This window comes from Streptomyces sp. NPDC005576 (assembly GCF_042871745.1).
GTDB lineage: Bacteria > Actinomycetota > Actinomycetes > Streptomycetales > Streptomycetaceae > Streptomyces.
On the sequence record NZ_JBIAJC010000027.1, the window covers coordinates 14503 to 30636 of the forward strand.

Annotated in this window: 20 protein-coding genes; 8 read left to right on the forward strand and 12 right to left on the reverse strand. The window is 69.1% G+C overall.

Annotation, left to right across the window (positions count from 1 at the left end):
* Positions 1–443 precede the first annotated feature (443 nt).
* Genes ACFYPN_RS31915 through ACFYPN_RS31925 form a run of 3 tightly spaced genes read left to right on the forward strand, consistent with a single transcriptional unit; the run spans position 444 to position 4037 of the window.
* Complete coding sequence (locus ACFYPN_RS31915) at positions 444–2909, forward strand: hypothetical protein (protein WP_389303152.1); 2466 nt, start codon at positions 444–446, stop codon at positions 2907–2909.
* Positions 2906–3745: a DUF721 domain-containing protein gene (locus tag ACFYPN_RS31920; protein ID WP_389303154.1), complete on the forward strand. Its 840-nt coding sequence runs from the start codon at positions 2906–2908 to the stop codon at positions 3743–3745. Before ACFYPN_RS31915 ends, ACFYPN_RS31920 begins: the two co-directional genes overlap by 4 nt.
* A 34-nt stretch (positions 3746–3779) precedes the next feature.
* Positions 3780–4037: a hypothetical protein gene (locus ACFYPN_RS31925; RefSeq protein WP_389303157.1), complete on the forward strand. Its 258-nt coding sequence runs from the start codon at positions 3780–3782 to the stop codon at positions 4035–4037.
* A gap of 48 nt (positions 4038–4085) precedes the next feature.
* Here the strand turns inward: ACFYPN_RS31925 and ACFYPN_RS31930 are convergent, their stop codons facing one another.
* The 7 genes from ACFYPN_RS31930 to ACFYPN_RS31960 all read right to left on the reverse strand — a co-directional run bounded on the left by ACFYPN_RS31930 (position 4086) and on the right by ACFYPN_RS31960 (position 9538).
* Entirely contained in the window at positions 4086–4562 is a 477-nt protein-coding gene (locus ACFYPN_RS31930; RefSeq protein ID WP_389303160.1) for a hypothetical protein, read from the reverse strand.
* A gap of 284 nt (positions 4563–4846) precedes the next feature.
* Positions 4847–5263 (reverse strand): hypothetical protein, encoded by a 417-nt coding sequence (locus tag ACFYPN_RS31935; RefSeq protein WP_358766064.1) that lies wholly within the window; start codon positions 5261–5263, stop codon positions 4847–4849.
* On the reverse strand, positions 5260–6027 hold the full coding sequence (locus ACFYPN_RS31940) for a hypothetical protein (protein WP_358766062.1): 768 nt from the start codon (positions 6025–6027) through the stop codon (positions 5260–5262). Before ACFYPN_RS31940 ends, ACFYPN_RS31935 begins: the two co-directional genes overlap by 4 nt.
* Before the next feature lie 276 nt (positions 6028–6303).
* Positions 6304–7488 (reverse strand): hypothetical protein, encoded by a 1185-nt coding sequence (locus tag ACFYPN_RS31945; protein ID WP_358766060.1) that lies wholly within the window; start codon positions 7486–7488, stop codon positions 6304–6306.
* Positions 7413–7727, reverse strand: a complete 315-nt coding sequence (locus ACFYPN_RS31950; protein WP_358766058.1) for a hypothetical protein — start codon at positions 7725–7727, stop codon at positions 7413–7415. The genes ACFYPN_RS31945 and ACFYPN_RS31950 overlap by 76 nt, the downstream gene beginning before the upstream one ends.
* A gap of 173 nt (positions 7728–7900) precedes the next feature.
* Positions 7901–8953 carry a hypothetical protein gene (locus tag ACFYPN_RS31955; protein ID WP_358766056.1) on the reverse strand — a complete coding sequence of 351 codons (1053 nt, stop codon included), beginning with the start codon at positions 8951–8953 and terminating at the stop codon, positions 7901–7903.
* Between the two features lie 345 nt (positions 8954–9298).
* Positions 9299–9538: a hypothetical protein gene (locus ACFYPN_RS31960; protein ID WP_358766054.1), complete on the reverse strand. Its 240-nt coding sequence runs from the start codon at positions 9536–9538 to the stop codon at positions 9299–9301.
* A 164-nt stretch (positions 9539–9702) separates the two neighbouring features.
* Here ACFYPN_RS31960 and ACFYPN_RS31965 point away from each other — a divergent pair, with 164 nt between their 5' ends.
* From ACFYPN_RS31965 to ACFYPN_RS31975, 3 genes are all read left to right on the forward strand, one after another.
* Entirely contained in the window at positions 9703–9912 is a 210-nt protein-coding gene (locus ACFYPN_RS31965; RefSeq protein WP_358766052.1) for a hypothetical protein, read from the forward strand.
* 16 nt (positions 9913–9928) lie between these two features.
* On the forward strand, positions 9929–10660 hold the full coding sequence (locus tag ACFYPN_RS31970) for a restriction endonuclease (protein WP_358766050.1): 732 nt from the start codon (positions 9929–9931) through the stop codon (positions 10658–10660).
* Positions 10661–11021: 361 nt separating this feature from the next.
* The gene (locus ACFYPN_RS31975; protein ID WP_358766048.1) at positions 11022–11534 is read left to right on the forward strand and encodes a hypothetical protein; all 513 of its coding nucleotides are present in this window, start codon (positions 11022–11024) and stop codon (positions 11532–11534) included.
* Positions 11535–11703: 169 nt separating this feature from the next.
* On the opposite strand, the gene ACFYPN_RS31980 is transcribed toward ACFYPN_RS31975, so the two are convergent.
* The 3 genes from ACFYPN_RS31980 to ACFYPN_RS31990 all read right to left on the reverse strand — a co-directional run bounded on the left by ACFYPN_RS31980 (position 11704) and on the right by ACFYPN_RS31990 (position 13419).
* Positions 11704–12054 (reverse strand): hypothetical protein, encoded by a 351-nt coding sequence (locus ACFYPN_RS31980; protein WP_358766046.1) that lies wholly within the window; start codon positions 12052–12054, stop codon positions 11704–11706.
* A gap of 47 nt (positions 12055–12101) precedes the next feature.
* Positions 12102–12917, reverse strand: a complete 816-nt coding sequence (locus ACFYPN_RS31985; RefSeq protein WP_358766044.1) for a hypothetical protein — start codon at positions 12915–12917, stop codon at positions 12102–12104.
* Positions 12918–13170: 253 nt separating this feature from the next.
* The gene (locus ACFYPN_RS31990; protein WP_389303167.1) at positions 13171–13419 is read right to left on the reverse strand and encodes a DUF6300 family protein; all 249 of its coding nucleotides are present in this window, start codon (positions 13417–13419) and stop codon (positions 13171–13173) included.
* Between the two features lie 233 nt (positions 13420–13652).
* Here ACFYPN_RS31990 and ACFYPN_RS31995 point away from each other — a divergent pair, with 233 nt between their 5' ends.
* Complete coding sequence (locus ACFYPN_RS31995) at positions 13653–14219, forward strand: hypothetical protein (RefSeq protein ID WP_389303170.1); 567 nt, start codon at positions 13653–13655, stop codon at positions 14217–14219.
* A gap of 62 nt (positions 14220–14281) precedes the next feature.
* Here the strand turns inward: ACFYPN_RS31995 and ACFYPN_RS32000 are convergent, their stop codons facing one another.
* Positions 14282–14446 carry a hypothetical protein gene (locus tag ACFYPN_RS32000; RefSeq protein WP_358766038.1) on the reverse strand — a complete coding sequence of 55 codons (165 nt, stop codon included), beginning with the start codon at positions 14444–14446 and terminating at the stop codon, positions 14282–14284.
* Between the two features lie 58 nt (positions 14447–14504).
* A complete protein-coding gene (locus ACFYPN_RS32005; RefSeq protein ID WP_358766037.1) occupies positions 14505–14957 on the reverse strand; it encodes a hypothetical protein in 453 nt (150 codons plus the stop codon).
* Between the two features lie 292 nt (positions 14958–15249).
* On the opposite strand from ACFYPN_RS32005, the gene ACFYPN_RS32010 reads away from it, so the two are divergent.
* Positions 15250–16040, forward strand: a protein-coding gene (locus ACFYPN_RS32010) for an IS5 family transposase (protein WP_389303188.1) whose coding sequence is annotated in 2 segments (ribosomal slippage) — positions 15250–15564 and positions 15567–16040 — 789 coding nt in all. Because the reading frame shifts where the segments join, the coding sequence is not laid out codon by codon here.
* The last annotated feature ends 94 nt before the right edge of the window (positions 16041–16134 follow it).

Consider the following 16134-nt stretch of genomic DNA (forward strand, 5'->3'; position numbering starts at 1 on the left):
GCCACAACCCGGAACTCGTTCGGGCGGACTGTCACACCGACGGCCTCGGCGACACCTGTAGTAGATGTGACCACCCCTTTCACTTCCATCGCCGCGGGCAGCCTTACCGACCCCCTTCCGTCTGACGGGACGCAGATCGAGTTTTCTGCACACGCGGCGGGCCTGCTCACCCTTCTTCGCTCTCCTCGGGCTCTGTCCACAGGGCAGCCGGTACAGGCTGCCGGGATGATCTCTTCCCCCGCCCCCGCCCTCGTCGCCTGTGCTGTTCTGTCCGCCCCGGGTGCCCGTGGGGTGTTCCTGTGATGGCGAGTGCGACGGCTGCCGTTCCCCGTCAGTTCCCGGACCGCCGGGCGCAGGGTTCGCGTCGGTTGCGGTCGGTTCCGGAGCAGGCTGGTCCGGCGCCCGTGCGGAAAGCGGGGCCTCCGCTGGCATTGGGCAGTGACATGCGGGCCCGTCTGGGCGGTGCGGTACGTGCGCTGCTGAACGCGGACGGCCTCAAGGGCGCGCCTGATTCGGTGCGGCTGGGGGTGCTGGTGCTGGCCTCGAGGACGCCGTGGGAGACGGGTGTGGTCGAGATCTCCACGCGTGAGCTGGGCCGGTGGATCGGGCTGTCCAAGTCCCATACGGCGAACGCGGTCGTCCCGGCCTTGAAAGCGCCCGGTCTGGTCATGGTGGAGACGGCGGAGGGCGAGTTCACCCAGGACGACGGGCTGCTGTGCCGGGTGCAGCCCATGTGGGCGGCCCGGGGTGTGGTGGGGCACCCGCTGAACCTGGCAAAGAAGGAGCTCGCCACTTTCTGGGCGCTGATGGAGGCCGTGATGGCGCCGGGCTGGGCGCACCGGGACGGCTCGGTCACGTCGGCCGGGCTGCTCGGTTGCCGGACGGGTCGGGGTGCGGCGACGGAGCGTCTGGCGCTGTTGTTGCTGGTGCTGGAGGCGCGGGAGAACGGGTGGGTGCGGCTGCGCGGCGGGCGCGTGGATACCCGGCGCGGTCGTCCGGTGGCGACTCTGGCCCGGCTCCTGGGCTGCTCCTTGTCGGTGGCTGAGGCGGTGCTGGAGCGGCTGGAGGACATGGATCTGGTCGTGCGGCCCCGGATGAAAACAGGGTCCGAGATGAACCACCGGACGCGGCTGGTGGTGCCGGCGGTCGCCGCCGCGCACGGCCGCAGGGCCGCTCTTCGCGTCGTGGAGGAGCGCGCGGAGGCTCCGGATGCCGATTTTTCAGGCCCCGGAGTTACGGTAGGGCCTAGTGAGCCCCTGGATGCCGAGGAAGAAGCGCAGGTCAGCGGTCCGGAGGAAGCCAGAAACCCGGAGTTTTCAGAGCCCGGAGTTACAGGAGCCCTTCACACTGGTCACACTCCCCTGGTTCCTCCCGTCGGTCCTCTGCAGGTCTCTGGTGGCCTTTCCGGCGAAGGCCGTGGAGCGGAAGGTCCGCTGCCGGAGGGCGCGTGCGTGCGCGAGGACCAGGCCGCCGACGGCGAGGACGACGTTGCCGTCCCCGGGCAGCGGGCGGCTGAGGTCGGCCCGCTGCGCGGGGAACAGCCGAAGAAGTCCCCGGCAGATGAGCACGAAGACCAGCTGGCTGCCCGTCCTGGTGCCGGTGTCCGGCCGCAGGCCGGTAGTGGTGGAAAAGCGCAGCAGCAGCCGAGGGTGGACCTTCCGGAGGATCTCGGTCTGCGGGTGGCGTTGGGGCCGGTCTCGTGGCTGTGGCAGCGCCTGTCTGGGTTCCAGCAGGCCCGGGTCGAGCAGGCCACGGAGGCGGAGCTCGGGCAGCTGGAGGGCTGGGTGGGCCAGCGGGATATGGCGGCGCGTCGGCTGGCGGCCCGTCTCGCCACCCGGCTGGACGAGACCGGCGGCGAGGCCCGGGTCGAGCGCCCGTACGGGTGGCTGATCGGGCGGGGCCTGGTGCAACGTCAGGCCTGCGCGGACCGAAGGTGCGACGACGGCACCCGCCTGGACACCGGGGCCGCCTGCGAGAACTGCGCCAACGTCATCCACATCCGCCGGGCCGCCCGGATCCAGGTCACGGCCGCAGTCGGCCAGGAGCTGCCCGGCCTCGAGGACGCCGCCCGCCGCCAGGTCGTCGAAGAGCGGCTGCGCGCCCAGACCGAGATCGACGCGGAACGGTTCGTGCGGCGCCGCGAGGAAGCCCGCGTCCGGGAAGCCGAGCGTGAGGCAGCCCGTGCCGTTGCCCGGGAGCGGGCGGAACTGGAGCGCCAGGCCGCGGCCGCCGCCACTACGGTGCGCCAGGTGCTGGCGTGCGAGGACTGCGGGCAGGACGGGTCCGGCGGGCTGTGCGAGGCATGCGGTTTCCGCCGCGAGGCCACGGCGCTGACCACCCAGATCGAGGCGCTGACCGCCCGCACCGAGATGCTGGTAGCTGCCTGGTCGGCGGACGTCAGCAGCCCTGATGCCGTCGCGGCCATCTGCGCGCGAGTCCGTACGGCGATCGACCGCAAGGTCGCCGCCGACTGGTCCGAGTTCCTGGAGATCACCGACCCGGCCGAGCTGGCGGCCGATCCGGCACGCGCCGAGCTCGCGGCCGCGCACACCGCGTACGGCACCGTTCAGCAGATCGCCGTCGAGGCCGAGCGCACCGCGCTGGCGGCGTTCGGCCGGACCGGAGAAGCCGAAGCCGAAGCGGACCGGGCCTACCGGACCGAGCAGGGCCGCCGGTGGTTCCGGCACAACCCGACCGGTGAGGCCGCCGTCGCCGCCGCGGCGAAGGCCTCCGCCACCGCCCGGGACCGTACCGCCCAGCATCTGCTGGCGGTCCGCCTGGAGCAGTTGCGCGAGCAGGTCGGCGTCCAGGCCGGGACGGCCGCGGCCGCGGTGCGGTGGATGGACCGGCTGCCCGGACTCGCCGGCCGCGCCCTCGATGGCGAGACCACCGTGGCGGTGACCGCGTGAGTGCCGGAGCCGAGCTGAGCGGCGTCGACCTCGCGCGCCAGGCCCTGACCGCCGCCCGGGAAGCGGCGAAGAAGAACGGCGCCGGCCGACCGAAACCGAAGCGCCGCACCGGTGCCGTCGTGCGGCGGGACGGGCGGGACCCCATGGGTCTGGGGACCGCGATCAGCCGGATGCTCACCGAGCGCGGGATGAACGCCCCGGCAGCCGGCGGAACCGTCCTCGCGCAGTTCGACGCCATCCTCCGATCGGTCGCGCCCGACCTCATTGGCCGGGCCCGAGCCGTGGGATTCGACGTGGACACCGGGCGCCTGGACATCGTCCCCGACGGCTCGGCAGCCGGCACGAAGCTGCGCTGGAGCGCGCCGAAGCTGACCGCGGCGGCCAACGCGCAGGTGCGCGGTGCGAACGTCCGCACCGTGCACGTCCTGGCGCCCGCACTCATCGAGAGCGACCCCGCCACGGTGACCGTCGAACCAGCCCCGCCCACGCCACCCGCAGCACCAGCCGTACGCGAGCACCCCTCGGAGGGCTACCACGCAGCCCTCGCCGCGCACCGGGCCGCCCGGAGCGCGGAGAAGGAGACCGACGCGAGGATCCGGGCCGCCGCCGAGCGGCAGATCCGCGACCGGGCCCGCGAGCCCGAGGCGCTCTTCGGCGACGGCCGCAAGGCCTTGGAGGAGCTCCGCGCCAAGGTCGCCGCCCAGCAGCGGTCGACCTCCAGCGACGCCGCCCGCGCCCGGGCACTGCAACGCCTCGCCGCCGAACGCGCCGGACTCACCACCCTCACACCACCGAGGCCGGCCGCCGCGCCCCGGCCGCTGAACCAGACCGCCTGACCCCGTCCCCGCATACCTGATGCGGAGTACGCATATGCCCAGTATAGAAGCCGTCTTACGGCTCGCGATCGCCGCCCTTATGCGCTTGACCGGCGACCATCAGGCCGACCTCGCCGACGGGATTGGGCCGAGCCAGACGCAGATCAGCCGCAAGCAGGCAGCGCGCCAGGCCGGATCGGTGGGGGCCGTTGACGACGGGCAGCCGCAAGGAGCGGCGGGAGCGCGAAGAGGGCAGGTCGTGCTCAACAGACCGGAGGCGGGGTTGGTCACCACCGCCGCCCGGCCGTTTTGACTACTCGTGGACCGCCGCAATGCTCGATGCGGCGCCACCAGCTGCGGTTCATGGGTGCGCTGCGTGTAGGCGCTCGAAGCTGACGTATCCGCCCTTCTCGTCCTGACCGAGGACGCCTTCCTGGAAGAAGCGGCGGAAGGATTCGGTCAGCGCGGTGGTGGTCCGAGGTGGTTCCTCGTCCGGACTGATAGAGGCGAGCAGTCCTTGGTGGTCCTCTGTGTAGGCCAGGGCCATAGCGGTCAGGATGTCCGCACACGGGCCGGTCACCTCACCATGAACCACGGCGTACATGTTCGCGATGAGATCGAACTTCATCTGCTCCCCATCGACGATCATCCGAGAGGTGGCGGGGTACGCCCGACCACCGGCCAGCTCAGCCTTGTCCCGGTACACCGGAACGGCGACGGCTTTCGACTGGTGAGGCAGACAGGCGTGCCCATGTAGGTCATCTCCCTGCCTGCCCATGGGCCGCGGGGTGCGGTTGACGCTTCGGTGCCTGCGGCTCTTCTTCTGCTTGCTCACCATGGACTCCTCTGCCGACGTGTCTTCTCGGCTAACGATCACGAAGCGGTTACCGGAATCCGCCGAATGGCGTTCGATGCAAGTGCTCTCCCAGTCGGTACTGCGGTCATCAGAGCGGTGAGGTTCTTGCGGAGCCGCAGTCGGAAGACTGCCCTACCGGGCACGGAGTACGGCGCCCCTCTAAGGGGCGCTATTTCGGAAGACCTGCTGCATCGTTATGCCTGTAAGAGGGCTTATTTCGATGCTAAGGGGCAGAAAACTGCCCCTTAGCGGGAGATCTCATAGGTCTACCGGCAATCGTTCAAATCCCGCGTTGAGCCTGCTGCGCTGTTTGCTCCGGAGTCGTCGTAGGCGGCGTCCGTGCGGTACGGCTTGATGAAGCAGGTGTCGTGGCGCAGGTCGAACCGGCGGAGCTCAGGGACGACGACGTCGGTGGTGTCCGGGCTATGGTGCGTTGTGCAGTGCTGGGCGAGCCAGCGGTCGACATCCACCCCTGAGTCGTATCTTCCGGGTGAACCGTAGGCTTCGACATAGCCGGAAGAGCCGAGTTGGAACTCGTGAAATCCGAGAATCTGACCGTACTCGACGTAATTCTGGCACTGGCCGCCCTTCTTGGTGGCGGCGACGCACTGTAGGGCGTGTGCGTCGCCGCCGGGATTGACCCACAGGCGACCCCGGAGCACGACGAGCGGATTGCCGATCACACCGTCATCCCGTCGGCCTCGGAAGCCCGGGTGCAGAGGTGCGCGGACGGGCAGGCCGGACAGCCCTTCACCTGTGCCAGGTCGGCGACGACCGCGAACAGTTCGCGGGCCCGCTCAAGGGATCCGACGCCGTCGTGTTCGGCGAACTCGTGGGCTTGCGGCTCGATTCCCTCGGACATACAGGTCCGGATGTAGGCCAGCGCGGCGAACTCGTCCGATCCGAGATCACCGGGCCTGGCTGGGACGCAGGTCTTCGGAACGGTCTCGGCTTCGGGGCTGCCGTGAAGAATCCACGGCTCGCCGGGGCGGCTTGGCGGCTGGCTCACCAAGCGAATGATGGGGACGTCGTCGTCCGCCTCTTCGACCAGGAGGGCGCCGATGGAGTGCAGTCGGTGGATGCTTTCGCGTACGTCGTCTCCGGTGGAAGCCGCCCCCATCAAGACCGCGGCCTTTTCGAGCGGGATGAGCGTTCCGTGTTCGTCATCTCCGTCGCTGATTGGAATGGACCCGGTGTCGAGGACCATGTCGAGACGCACAGCCTGCATAGGGATGAGGCCGCGGTACAGCGGCCGCAGGCGCTCGAAACGCTGCGTGAGGTCGATAGCTTCGTCGTTGAGCCGGGGATCGGCGAGCGCCGCATCGGCGGTAAAACCCACCTTGATATTGATCCACTCGTCGTAGCCAGGAGGCTGCAACTGCTGAAGGGTGTAGGACCCTGCCTGGGGCCGCTGACGGCCTGGCTTCTTCAACTTCTTCCTACCCATGAATGTCTCCAACTCCGCAACGGCGGATCCGTGTCTTCGCGGGGCCAGTCTTGGCCGGATACGCGGCTGATTCATCTTCATGAAGTCCGGTGATTTACTGAACGACGTCGCGTCGCAGACGTCGTTTGCGCGGCTGACCATCCGGCCATCAGCTGAGCCGGGATGCGTACTCGTGGTCTCAGGGGGACCGAGGCTGGCGGCCCGTTTCAGGGCGCCGCGATTGGTCCGGCTCCGCGTGCCTGCGAAGCGCGCAGTCGGAGACGGTTGTCTCCACGGTCAGGGTTGGTGGGAGCCCACGGCCGTCGCCGAGCGGCGTGATCCAGGCAGAGTGATGCCCTGCACCTGAGCGGCTTGTCCCGGGCGCAGGGTCCACGGCACCTGCCCGGTACTGGTCAGCCAGTTGTTGCACAGCAGGCGTTGCACGATGAAGCCGAGCACCGGGCGTCCCAGTGTCCAGCCCAAGCCATCGCCCAGCTGCCGGAACGAGGGGCCGTGCCCGTGTTTGGCCCGGAAAGCCACGGTGAAGACCGCGGCCTGCGGGCCGCGGTCCGGATGCGCGTCTTTCCACTGGCCATAGGCGACCTTGGTGTTCCGGGAGAAGAACTTGTTTCGCGCAGGAAGCATGAAAGGCTCAGCAACCCGCTCCGGGGGCAGTGCACACAGGGCGCAGTATTCGACGCTTTCCGCGTGCTGTCGCAGCGCGGGTGTGGCCGCGTCCTTCCACTGTGCCCAGGCGTCGGCGCGGAACTCGAATCCTGAACCCGCTGCCGTCCGGACCGAAGGGTGTGCCCTGCTCTCTTCGGCGGTAGGCCGGCGCATGCCTGCGAGGTGACGTACGGAGGAGGCCAGCTGGAACTTCTCATCGGAGAGTTCGGTGAGGAAGCCCTTGCTCAGAAGGTCCGGCAGAGCGGCCCGGGCGGCTTCGGGGAGATCGGACGGAATCTGTCCGAGGAGCCCGGCTGTGCTGTGCGCGGCGGCGAACAGCCCAGCCAGCCTTGCGGCGGGTGGCAGTTTCCTGACCGGCTTGGCCGAGAGCGCCCGGGTAGTCCATCCAGAGACCCGAGAGCGCGTGCTCTTCCCGAAGGGCAGCGGGTGACCCGTCTCGCGGGCCAAATCGGGGACGGTGACGGAGACCGGCGGCGCGGCAGGATCACTTTCGAAGATCCCGTCTCCGATCTGCCACCCCAGGCTTCGGAGGGCTTCGACAGCCCCGCAGGGGTCATGCAACCGCAAGGCGGAGAGGTCCGGCCCGGTGACGTTGCCGGCACCTCCGCGCGCCGCCCTGACGGCCACGACGACCGCCAGGAGCTGCGGGTCCGGTCCGGGCAGCGGCAGCGATGCCACATAACTGAGCAGCGTGCGGGCCGCTTCGCCCTGCGGAGCCGTCAGGAGGAACGGCAGCGGCTGAGGCTTGCCAACTGCGACATCGGTCTTGCTGGAACTGGCTGCGGACTCAGGCACGACACTCTCAACGCTTGGCCTACGCCGGAGTTACTCGCGAACCCCCGCATGGAGCAGCCCTCGCGGCGCGCGAGCGGGGTGGGCCGGTGACGGGTGATGTACGGGTGGCCGCTGAAGTCGACGGTGACCGTGTGCCGGAGCACGTCGGCGTCGGCGTCGGCGTCGTAGAAGATGTGCTCAATCTCCAGGCAGACCCGGATGGTGGAGATCCGGTAGTCGCGGTCCTCTTGGTCATCCACCTGCCGGGCCTGGCTGTCGGTGACGGGCGGGTAAACAGCACGATCGGCTGCGAAGCGAAGGGGAGCGGCTTTCACGCTGTGTTGCGAAGAAGGGCGGCCCGTTGGACGAGCGGGCGCAGGGTTTGTTGCGCCGGCTGGCCTGTGCCCGCCGGACTGAGTCGCCCGACGTTCCGTTACCGCATCCGCTCCGCCTGACGGTGCCGGTCGTGGTGCTGGACCGCTTGCTCGGGAAAGGCGCGGGCCATCCAGTCTGCGGGGGCGCCGACCTGGTGCAGTGTTGCGATCTGCCGGTCGTAGTCGTGCCCTTCGGGGCTGGCGTGGACGCGGAGGTAGATGGGGTCGTCATTGCTGGCGGTGTCGCCCTCGAAGTAGAAGGCGCAGGTGTGGTCCCACTGGTAAGGGTGGTCCGGTTCGGCGCAGCGGCAGAACCGGTGGGCCACGCGGACCGGCAGGCCCCAGCGTGGGTGGCACAGCCGCTGTAGGAGTTGGTCGTGCCAGGGGGCCCGGGGGTGGGCGGTGCGGGCGTCGATCTTCCAGCTGTCGCCGTCGTCCCAGCACTGGACCCGGTAGAAGGCGGCGACGGTGTGGAAGAGCGCGATGCGTCGCAGCAGCCCGCTGCCCACCGCGGCCCGCCTGGCCCGTGAGCCTTCGAGACTGGGATAGGCGCGGAGGTGCCTGGATTCCACGCCGTCAAGTTGCGGGGCCGTCCATAGAGGCCGCAGACCGTTGTCGTCGCACCAGTGCCGGTGCCGACACTCGATGTCCGCCCAGCCCTCCGTCAGCCCCTTGGGCAGGGCGAGGACGAGGGTGGCTGTCTGCCCGTCTTTCACCGTGTGCAGGTGGAGTTGCCGACCGTCGGCCTCGATGCCGTTCATCCGCAGTCCGGGGATGCCGTGCGGATCGTCACCGCATCCAGGTGCGGGAGCCGCGGGGAGCAGCCGGCTCAGACAGTACTCGGGGAAGGAGTCCCGCTCGTGGCCCATGTAGGCATCGAGGTGGAGCGTGAGCGAGGTGACGGTGGCGCTCAGGGAAGCGATGCCGAAGGGGTGCGCGCATAGGCCCGGAGTGGTTCCCAGTTGCTCGAGGACGCGGCTCTCTAGCCGTGCTTGCGCCGGTGATGCGGCGTGCACTGGGTGGCCGGTGTGAAGGCCGGTACGGCGGTACTGGCCACTGCACTCGCACCAGTAGCGGAGCTTGCGGGATTCCCACGAGGAGCGGTCGCTCACGGCAGTGCCTTCCTGGCGCGCCTCTGCCCGATCCCGGCACGTCAACGAACACTGACGAGCTGCTGGGTGTGTGACCTCGCGGTGCAGGCCGGTGCAGTACCACGCTCCTTGCGCTCCGGTACGCCGGATCGGGCGGCGGTCGGAACGTGGCCCGCCTCGGGCCACCACCCATCATGCAGCCAGTAACCAGGTCAGGTCGATGACGCCGTCACGGGTTCACTCGGACGGGCGGCGCGCCCCGGCCGCAGAACCAGACCGCCTGACGCGCGACGGCGGCATGAATGGGTCTGCCGGCGGATGCCTTGACGGTGGCGGGGACACTGCACCCGGTTTGGAACCCCGTGGTCAGTTGTACCGAGGGTCGGCGTACTTGATCGCACCCTGGACGATCGAGCAGGGCCACGGACCGCCGTCACATCCCTGACAGGTCGGGGACGTTCGATCGCTGGGGGCGTGCAGAGCCAACTGGCGCCCCGCCAGCTCGCGGACCCCGCGCTCATCACGGGAAATCCCCGGGTAGGTGGACCCGGCAATGCCCACCGCCCGGTCATACGCAGCCAGTTGCTGGTGAAGGTCGTCGCTCATGGCGGCGAGCCTATCGGGCCTCACCAAGGGCAACTCCCTCATGACAGATCCGGCCAATCGGTTACTTTGCGTCATCATTCGGCAACCGTCAGGCGCGACTGGCCGGGTTGCAGATACATAGAGGGGTCGGATCGGAACCAAGGGTGATTCAGGGGCGGGGCGGGATGCTGACCATCAACGTAGGAGTGCTGCTCGCCGTGATCGTCTTGCTGCGGTTGCGTCGACGCACTGAGGCCCGGAGCAAGAACGACGAGAAACTGACCGTGGTCATCGTGCTCGCGCTCGGCGTCGTCCTCGCCCCGACCCCGCTGGGCGAGGGCATCGGCGACTTCCTGGGCCAGCTCGCCTCCGGCATCACCGACTCCTCCCGCTGAAACCGGAGCGCACCCCATGGCCAACCGCCGCCCACCGCCGCGCGCCCGGCCCGCGGCACGACGTCCCGCACGCCGCAGCCCGCCCACCCGCCGTCGCCGCTCACGCCGGCAGCAGCACCACGACACCCAGCTGCTCCTGCTCGGCTTCGGCGCCGTTGCAGTCCTATCCCTGGCCTGGGCGGTGATCTCCTGGCTCCTGGTGAACTGGTGGATGCTGGTCGCACTCGGGACCCTCTCCGCCGTCGGCGGGACGCTGTGGGTCCACCGGTACCGCCAGCAGCAGGCGTGGGACCGGATCCGGCAGCAGTCGCTGCGCTACGGGCTCCCGCAGCTGGACGCCCTGCACCACCGCGACTTCGAATACGCGATCCGCGACCTCATGCGCCGTGACGGGTGCACCGACGCCCGGCAGATCGGCGGGGCCGGGGACAACGGTGCCGACGTCCTGGCCACCGACCCGCTGGGCCGGACCTGGGTCATCCAGGCCAAACACCGCAAGGACGGCGACCGCGGCTCAGCCGTCGGCACCCCCGACCTCCAGCGGGTCAACGGCACCGCCCGCCAGCTGTACGGCGCCGACGTCGTCCTGGTCGTCACCAACGGCCGCTTCTCCACCCGCTGCGCACCTCTGGCCCACCAGTTGCACATGCACCTGGCCGACCGGCGCATCCTCGCCACCTGGGCGAGCGGCGGACGTCCGCTATGGGAACTGCTACCGCGAATCCCCGCACCCCGGAACGGTCGGTGATCCGACGAGGCACACTCGAACCTTCACTGCGAGACCGAGCTCGCGAGCCGGAGGAACTCTTCGGCGACGGCCGCCAGGCCCTCGATCGAGGCGCTCCGCGCCAAGGCCGCCGTCCAGCAGCGGTCGACCTCCAGCGACGCCGCCCGCGCCCGGGCCCTGCAACGCCTCGCCGCTGAACGGGCCGGGCTGTCAGCGATTCACCCGCCGGCTGTGCCTGGCCGTCTGGGGCGTACCGCGTGACCAGGAGAGCCCGGGGCATGAAGCAACCCCTATCGCACCGCATCGTTGTCACTATGGGTTAGGTGCACGGACAGGTGGCTGCGTACCTCGGGACACCGCCTGCAGTTGATCGGGAGATGGCATGCCGAAGTCAAAGAAACGCCGCACCGCACGGCACCGAGACCCGCGTAAGGAGCTGCGCCGACGTCTCGCGGCTCCCTTGAGCGAGCCGCGACCGAAGCACTCCAGCTACGGGCACACCTGTCCCGACGACGTCCTGATTGCCGAGTTCGGCGAGGAGGGCGGATCCTGGCTGCAAGAGGAGTACGGCCGGTCTCTGACGCTCGCGGAGTTCGCCCTGGAACGCAGCATCCGCGTGGACGAATTCCTGTTGGACGACCCGATCAGCGGGCCAGAGGTCGTCGCCGCCGAAGAGATCAGCAAGCTGATGGAGATGGCCGCAGATGTCATCCTTGCGATGGCTGAACGCCAGGGTGTACTGACCAAGGAAATGGCCCGCGAGATCGCGGAAACCAACGCCATGCCCTCCATCGACCACGCGTCCGAGGGCGCGGACGTCGTACGCAGCGCCTTCCAAATGGAAGAACTCATCCTTAACGACCGCGATATGTGGGACTTCAGCGAGTACGGCTGACGCAGCCTGCACCAGAAACTCGCCCTCGCCATCAAGGGACACGTCGCGGGCCGGCCAGGTTACGTCCACACGCCTCGTCCCCGGCAGCTGAGCTGCCGGGGACGAGGCGTGTGGACAGCTAGAAGCCAGATCCACAGTCATGGATGAAGGGTTCTGTTGCCTCAGGAGGTCAGCTGTTCTTTTCAGTTTCCACCATGACCTTGGCGATGACCTCCTCCGGAGTCTCCCCCAGATGATTCACCGCCGTGGCCAGCAGCACCGTCCCGACCCGGGCGTTGGCGTGCGCAATGTGCGCGACCGCGTCGACGAGTTCGTTCCAGCCGGCCTTAACCCCTTCGAAGTCCCCAGCCTCAACACCCGCTCGGAACGTGGACTCAGCCGCATCCAGCACGTCGCGGTATGCGGGCTCAACCGCTTCCCCGCTGTGCCCGCCACCGGCCGCAGCCAGGTTGTAGAAGGCGACCAGCGCCTGGCCGGCGCGCCAGTCGTAGTCACGCGACTTGTCATCGTAAGTTCCCATGCAGCAGAGGCTATCGAGTGCCACTGACACACAGTGGTCCAGCTTTCCTACTCCCCGTCGTCGTCCTTCTGCTGTCGGCGTTGCGCCTGCTCCCTGCGCTCCTTGGCCTCGAGCGCGTACGCCAGCGCCCTCCGGTGCTCATTGATGCTGCCGCCTTCACCGCGGCGCTTGGCGATGTCCTCGGCTAGGTAGTCGGCGAGCAGACGCACAGGCTTGTGACTGCTGCCCTCGGCGAACTCCAGCAGGTGCAGCAGTGCCTCCAGCTCCCCCCTGCGTACGGGCACGTTGACCATGTCATCGGCACCGGAGGTCAGCGCCTGGGCGGTGCGGTCGTAGTAGGCCCCGCAGCGGGCGTCGTTGAAGCGCAGCTCGTAGCTCGGGTTGCTGTATTCGACGCGCCTGTGCACCCGCAGCCGTTCACACAGGTCAGGGAGGTCCTCGAGGGGATGACGGTAGAAGGGGCGGTCGGCGCTGCCCGCGGTGTGCGGGTCGAGCTGCAAGGAGGAGAGGAAAGCTGCCACGCGGTCGGGCTCGGGGATCAGGCCGGCGCCCAGCCATCGTGCACCGTCGTAGAAGGAGCCGCTGGCGCCCTTGGGCAGGATCCACAGACACCAGCCGGACGTCCCGGACCAGTGCAGCCCGGCCTCAGCGTCCGGAAGGAACCGACGGACGAAGCTATCGTTGAGGTGGACGCTGCCCTCCACGTCGTTGCGGTACTTTTCCCGGTCCTCGTCATCGTCGTACCGGCCCCAAGCATTGACAGCGCTGACGGGCGTCCCCTCGGCCAGCATTTTCTCGGCGACAGCTGTCATGTAGTGGCCAATCGCGTTGTTCAGCGCGTCGGCCAATGCGGTCTCTGCCATGCGGCTTTTCCTCCCTCGCAGGCCGCGGTGAGCCCGCCCCCACCTCAGCAGATGGCGTCGTCCCGGTCGGCCGACACTGTGACAGCCTCCTTTCTAGCGGTGCCGGGCACCTGACCGGGCAGTTTCCGGCCGCGCAGCCGCACCACAGCCGACCAGGCCCGCAGCGGGCCGTCTGGTGGCACTCAGGGCTGTGCGGGCGGGACGTCCTTCAAGTACCAGCCGTGGGCGGCCATGCACTCCTTCGTCCACTGCATCAGCAGGTGGGCGGCGCCCTGCACGCGGCTCTTGTCACGGCCGCCACCGTCAGCGAAAACTGCACGGACAGCCCCGCCGCAGGCCAGTCCACGTCGCCGACGTCACACGCCGGGCACAGCTCCAAGTGGATCGGCCGCCCGTGCTCGTCGTCCTGCGGTACCACCCCGCTCATGATGAGATCGCCCCCGCAGCGCGAACACTGAGCGTTTCTTCCTCGCCACCACCTCGATGGCAGGGGGCCCGGCATGAGCGATCAGCCTCCGGTGAGCGGCGTCGACCTGGCCCGTCCGGTACGACGAAGACACCCGCACCCTGCACCTGCTGCCCGCGACCGCCGCCTACCGCACCCAGCTCACCCTGCACCAGCGCGCCATCATCACCCAGGTCAACACCGCCGCCGGGCCAGACGCCGTACGACAGCTGGAGATCCTGCGCCCTGCCGACCTCAACGCCGGCGGCTCCTCTATCGCCCCGCAGAGCGTGCCGCGCGTCGCGCCCACGGTGATCCGCGCTTCCACGCCGGCCCCGGCGAAGACGCGGGACGACGCCTCGGACGGATACCACCAGGCGCTCGCCGCTCACCGCGCTGCCCGGGAGACGCAACCGATCTGCGACCCGTTGGTCCGGGCCGCCGCCGAGCGGCAGATCCGCGACCGTGCGCGCGAACCCGAGGCGCTCTTCGGTGACGGCCGCAAGGCCCTGGAGGAGCTCCGTACCAAGGCCGCCGCCCAGCAGCGGTCGACCTCCAGCGACGCCGCCCGCGCCCGGGCACTGCAACGCCTCGCCGCCGAACGCGCCGAACTCACCACGCTCACTCCAGCGAGGCCGGCCGCCGCGCCACTGACGTCGGGGATCGCCCTGAGCCAGACGCAGATCAGCCGCAAGCAGTCCGGCGCGGCGTCGTGGTCGCTGGCCGACATCGACCGGCTGTCCGCCCACTACGGCATCCCCGTCCCCGACCTCCTCGCCGGAGTCGATCGCGCCGTCCACTGCCTGCCCGCACGACGCCGCGCACCCGCACCCGGCGCCGCCCAGCTCACGATGTAACCGCACGGTGCGTCCCGGGCCCGTACGGTTGGTCCGGGCTCGGGAGGCGGAGGGTCGACGGGTCAGTCGGCCGGGGTCCACGGGGGATCCGGTGTGATGTTGATGGCGCCGCAGTTCCAGCAGTTCCACTCGTCGGGCAGCTTGTACAGCTCGGTCCAGAACCCGGCCGGCTTTCCCCACACGACGCAGTCCGCGTCGCAGTCCCAGCACTCGAACTCAAAGTTCACATGACCCTCCATCCCCCGGGGGTGCGGACCGGAAGCGCCGCACCCCCGGGATGTGCCGTCAGGCGGATCCGGTGCCGCTACCGTCGGCGTCCGGGTCCGATTCGGGGTCCGGCCCGGGTTCCGGACTGGGTGAGGCCTCGCTGTCCGCGGCCCCGGCGGGGGAGCGGTCGTCCAGGGTGATGGTGACCTGCTGGCCGTGCGGGGTGAGTCCGGCCAGGCTCGCCTCGATCCGTTCGTACACGGTGTCGGCGAGCTCCTGGTCCCCGTCGCCCTCTCTCGCGGTGTGCCGGAGTTCGTGGAGGCTGATGAGCAGGGCGATGAGCGAGCGCCCGGACAGGGCGACCCGGATCCGCTCGTCTCCTTCGGAGGCGACCTGCGGCGGCACCCGGAAGTGACGGTGCCCTCCGGCCTGGGCCGTGATGAACTCCCAGATGTCCCGGCTGCACAGCAGGTCCACGGAGGAGACCCGGGCGGCTTCCTTGAGCAGCACGGTGTGCTCTTTGCTCACCACGGCCGTCTCGGCCTCCTCGCCCGCCCGGGTCCGCTGCCGACCTGCGCTGCTACCTGCAGAACGACTACCGCCGCGCCCGGGAACTTCTCTTGGGGCGCGGCGGCATGAGCGGGTCAAGGGTCTATCTCATCGCACACCTACCAGGAATTGCGGGAGAGACCTCAGAGCTAGTGGGCGATTGTCAGGGAGATATCTCTAAGAGCTCGTAACACGATCTTGTTGATGTTGGCTGGTGAGGCGTAACCGGTGTGATGATTCGGCCGTTCGTGAGGGTGTGGGTACTCGACCGTGGATCGTGGACGATGAGTTGTGGGCGTTGATCGAGCCGTTGCTGCCGCAGTGGCCGGAGCGGTCGCCGGGGCCGAGGCCGGTGCCGGACCGGCTCTGCCTCCAGGGCATCCTGTTCGTCCTCTACAACGACATAGCCTGGCAACTTCTGCCCTTGGAGCAGGGGTTCGGCTCGGGTCAGACGTGTTGGCGCCGACTGGACCGTTGGCAGAAGGCAGGGGTCTTCGACCGGTTGCACCGGGTCCTGCTCGCGGAGCTGAACGCGGCCGGCGAACTCGACTGGTCACGCGCGTGCGTGGATGGATCCCACATCCGCGCGAAAAAGGGGGCGCCGACACCGGCCCGTCGCCGGTCGACCGGCGGAAAACGGGCAGCAAACACCACCTGATCTGCGACGGTCGCGGCACCCCGCTCAAGGTCATCACCACCGCGGCCAACGTCAACGACGTCACCCAGACCCTCGCCCTGGTCGACGGCATCCCACCCGTCGCGGGCCGACCCGGACGACCCCGCCGCAGGCCCGAAGCCCTCCTCGGCGACAAGGGGTACGACTCCAACCCGAACCGCGACGCACTGCGCAAGCGCCGGATCCTGCCCGTCATCTCCCACAAGGGCCGCCCGAACATCAAGCGCCTGAGCAAACTCCGCTACGTCGTCGAGCAGACCTTCGCCCTGCTCCACCACTTCAAACGCCTCGCCGTCCGCTGGGAACGCCGCACCGAACTCCATGACGCCTTCGTCTCCCTCGCCTGCAGCCTCATCCGCTACCGCCGCCTCAAGAAGACCCGACCATGATCGTGTTACGAGCTCTAATGGCGGCGGACATTTGAGTGTCCGCCGCCATTACAGTTAACTAATTCCGTCGGCCCGACCAGGTGCCCTATCAGTC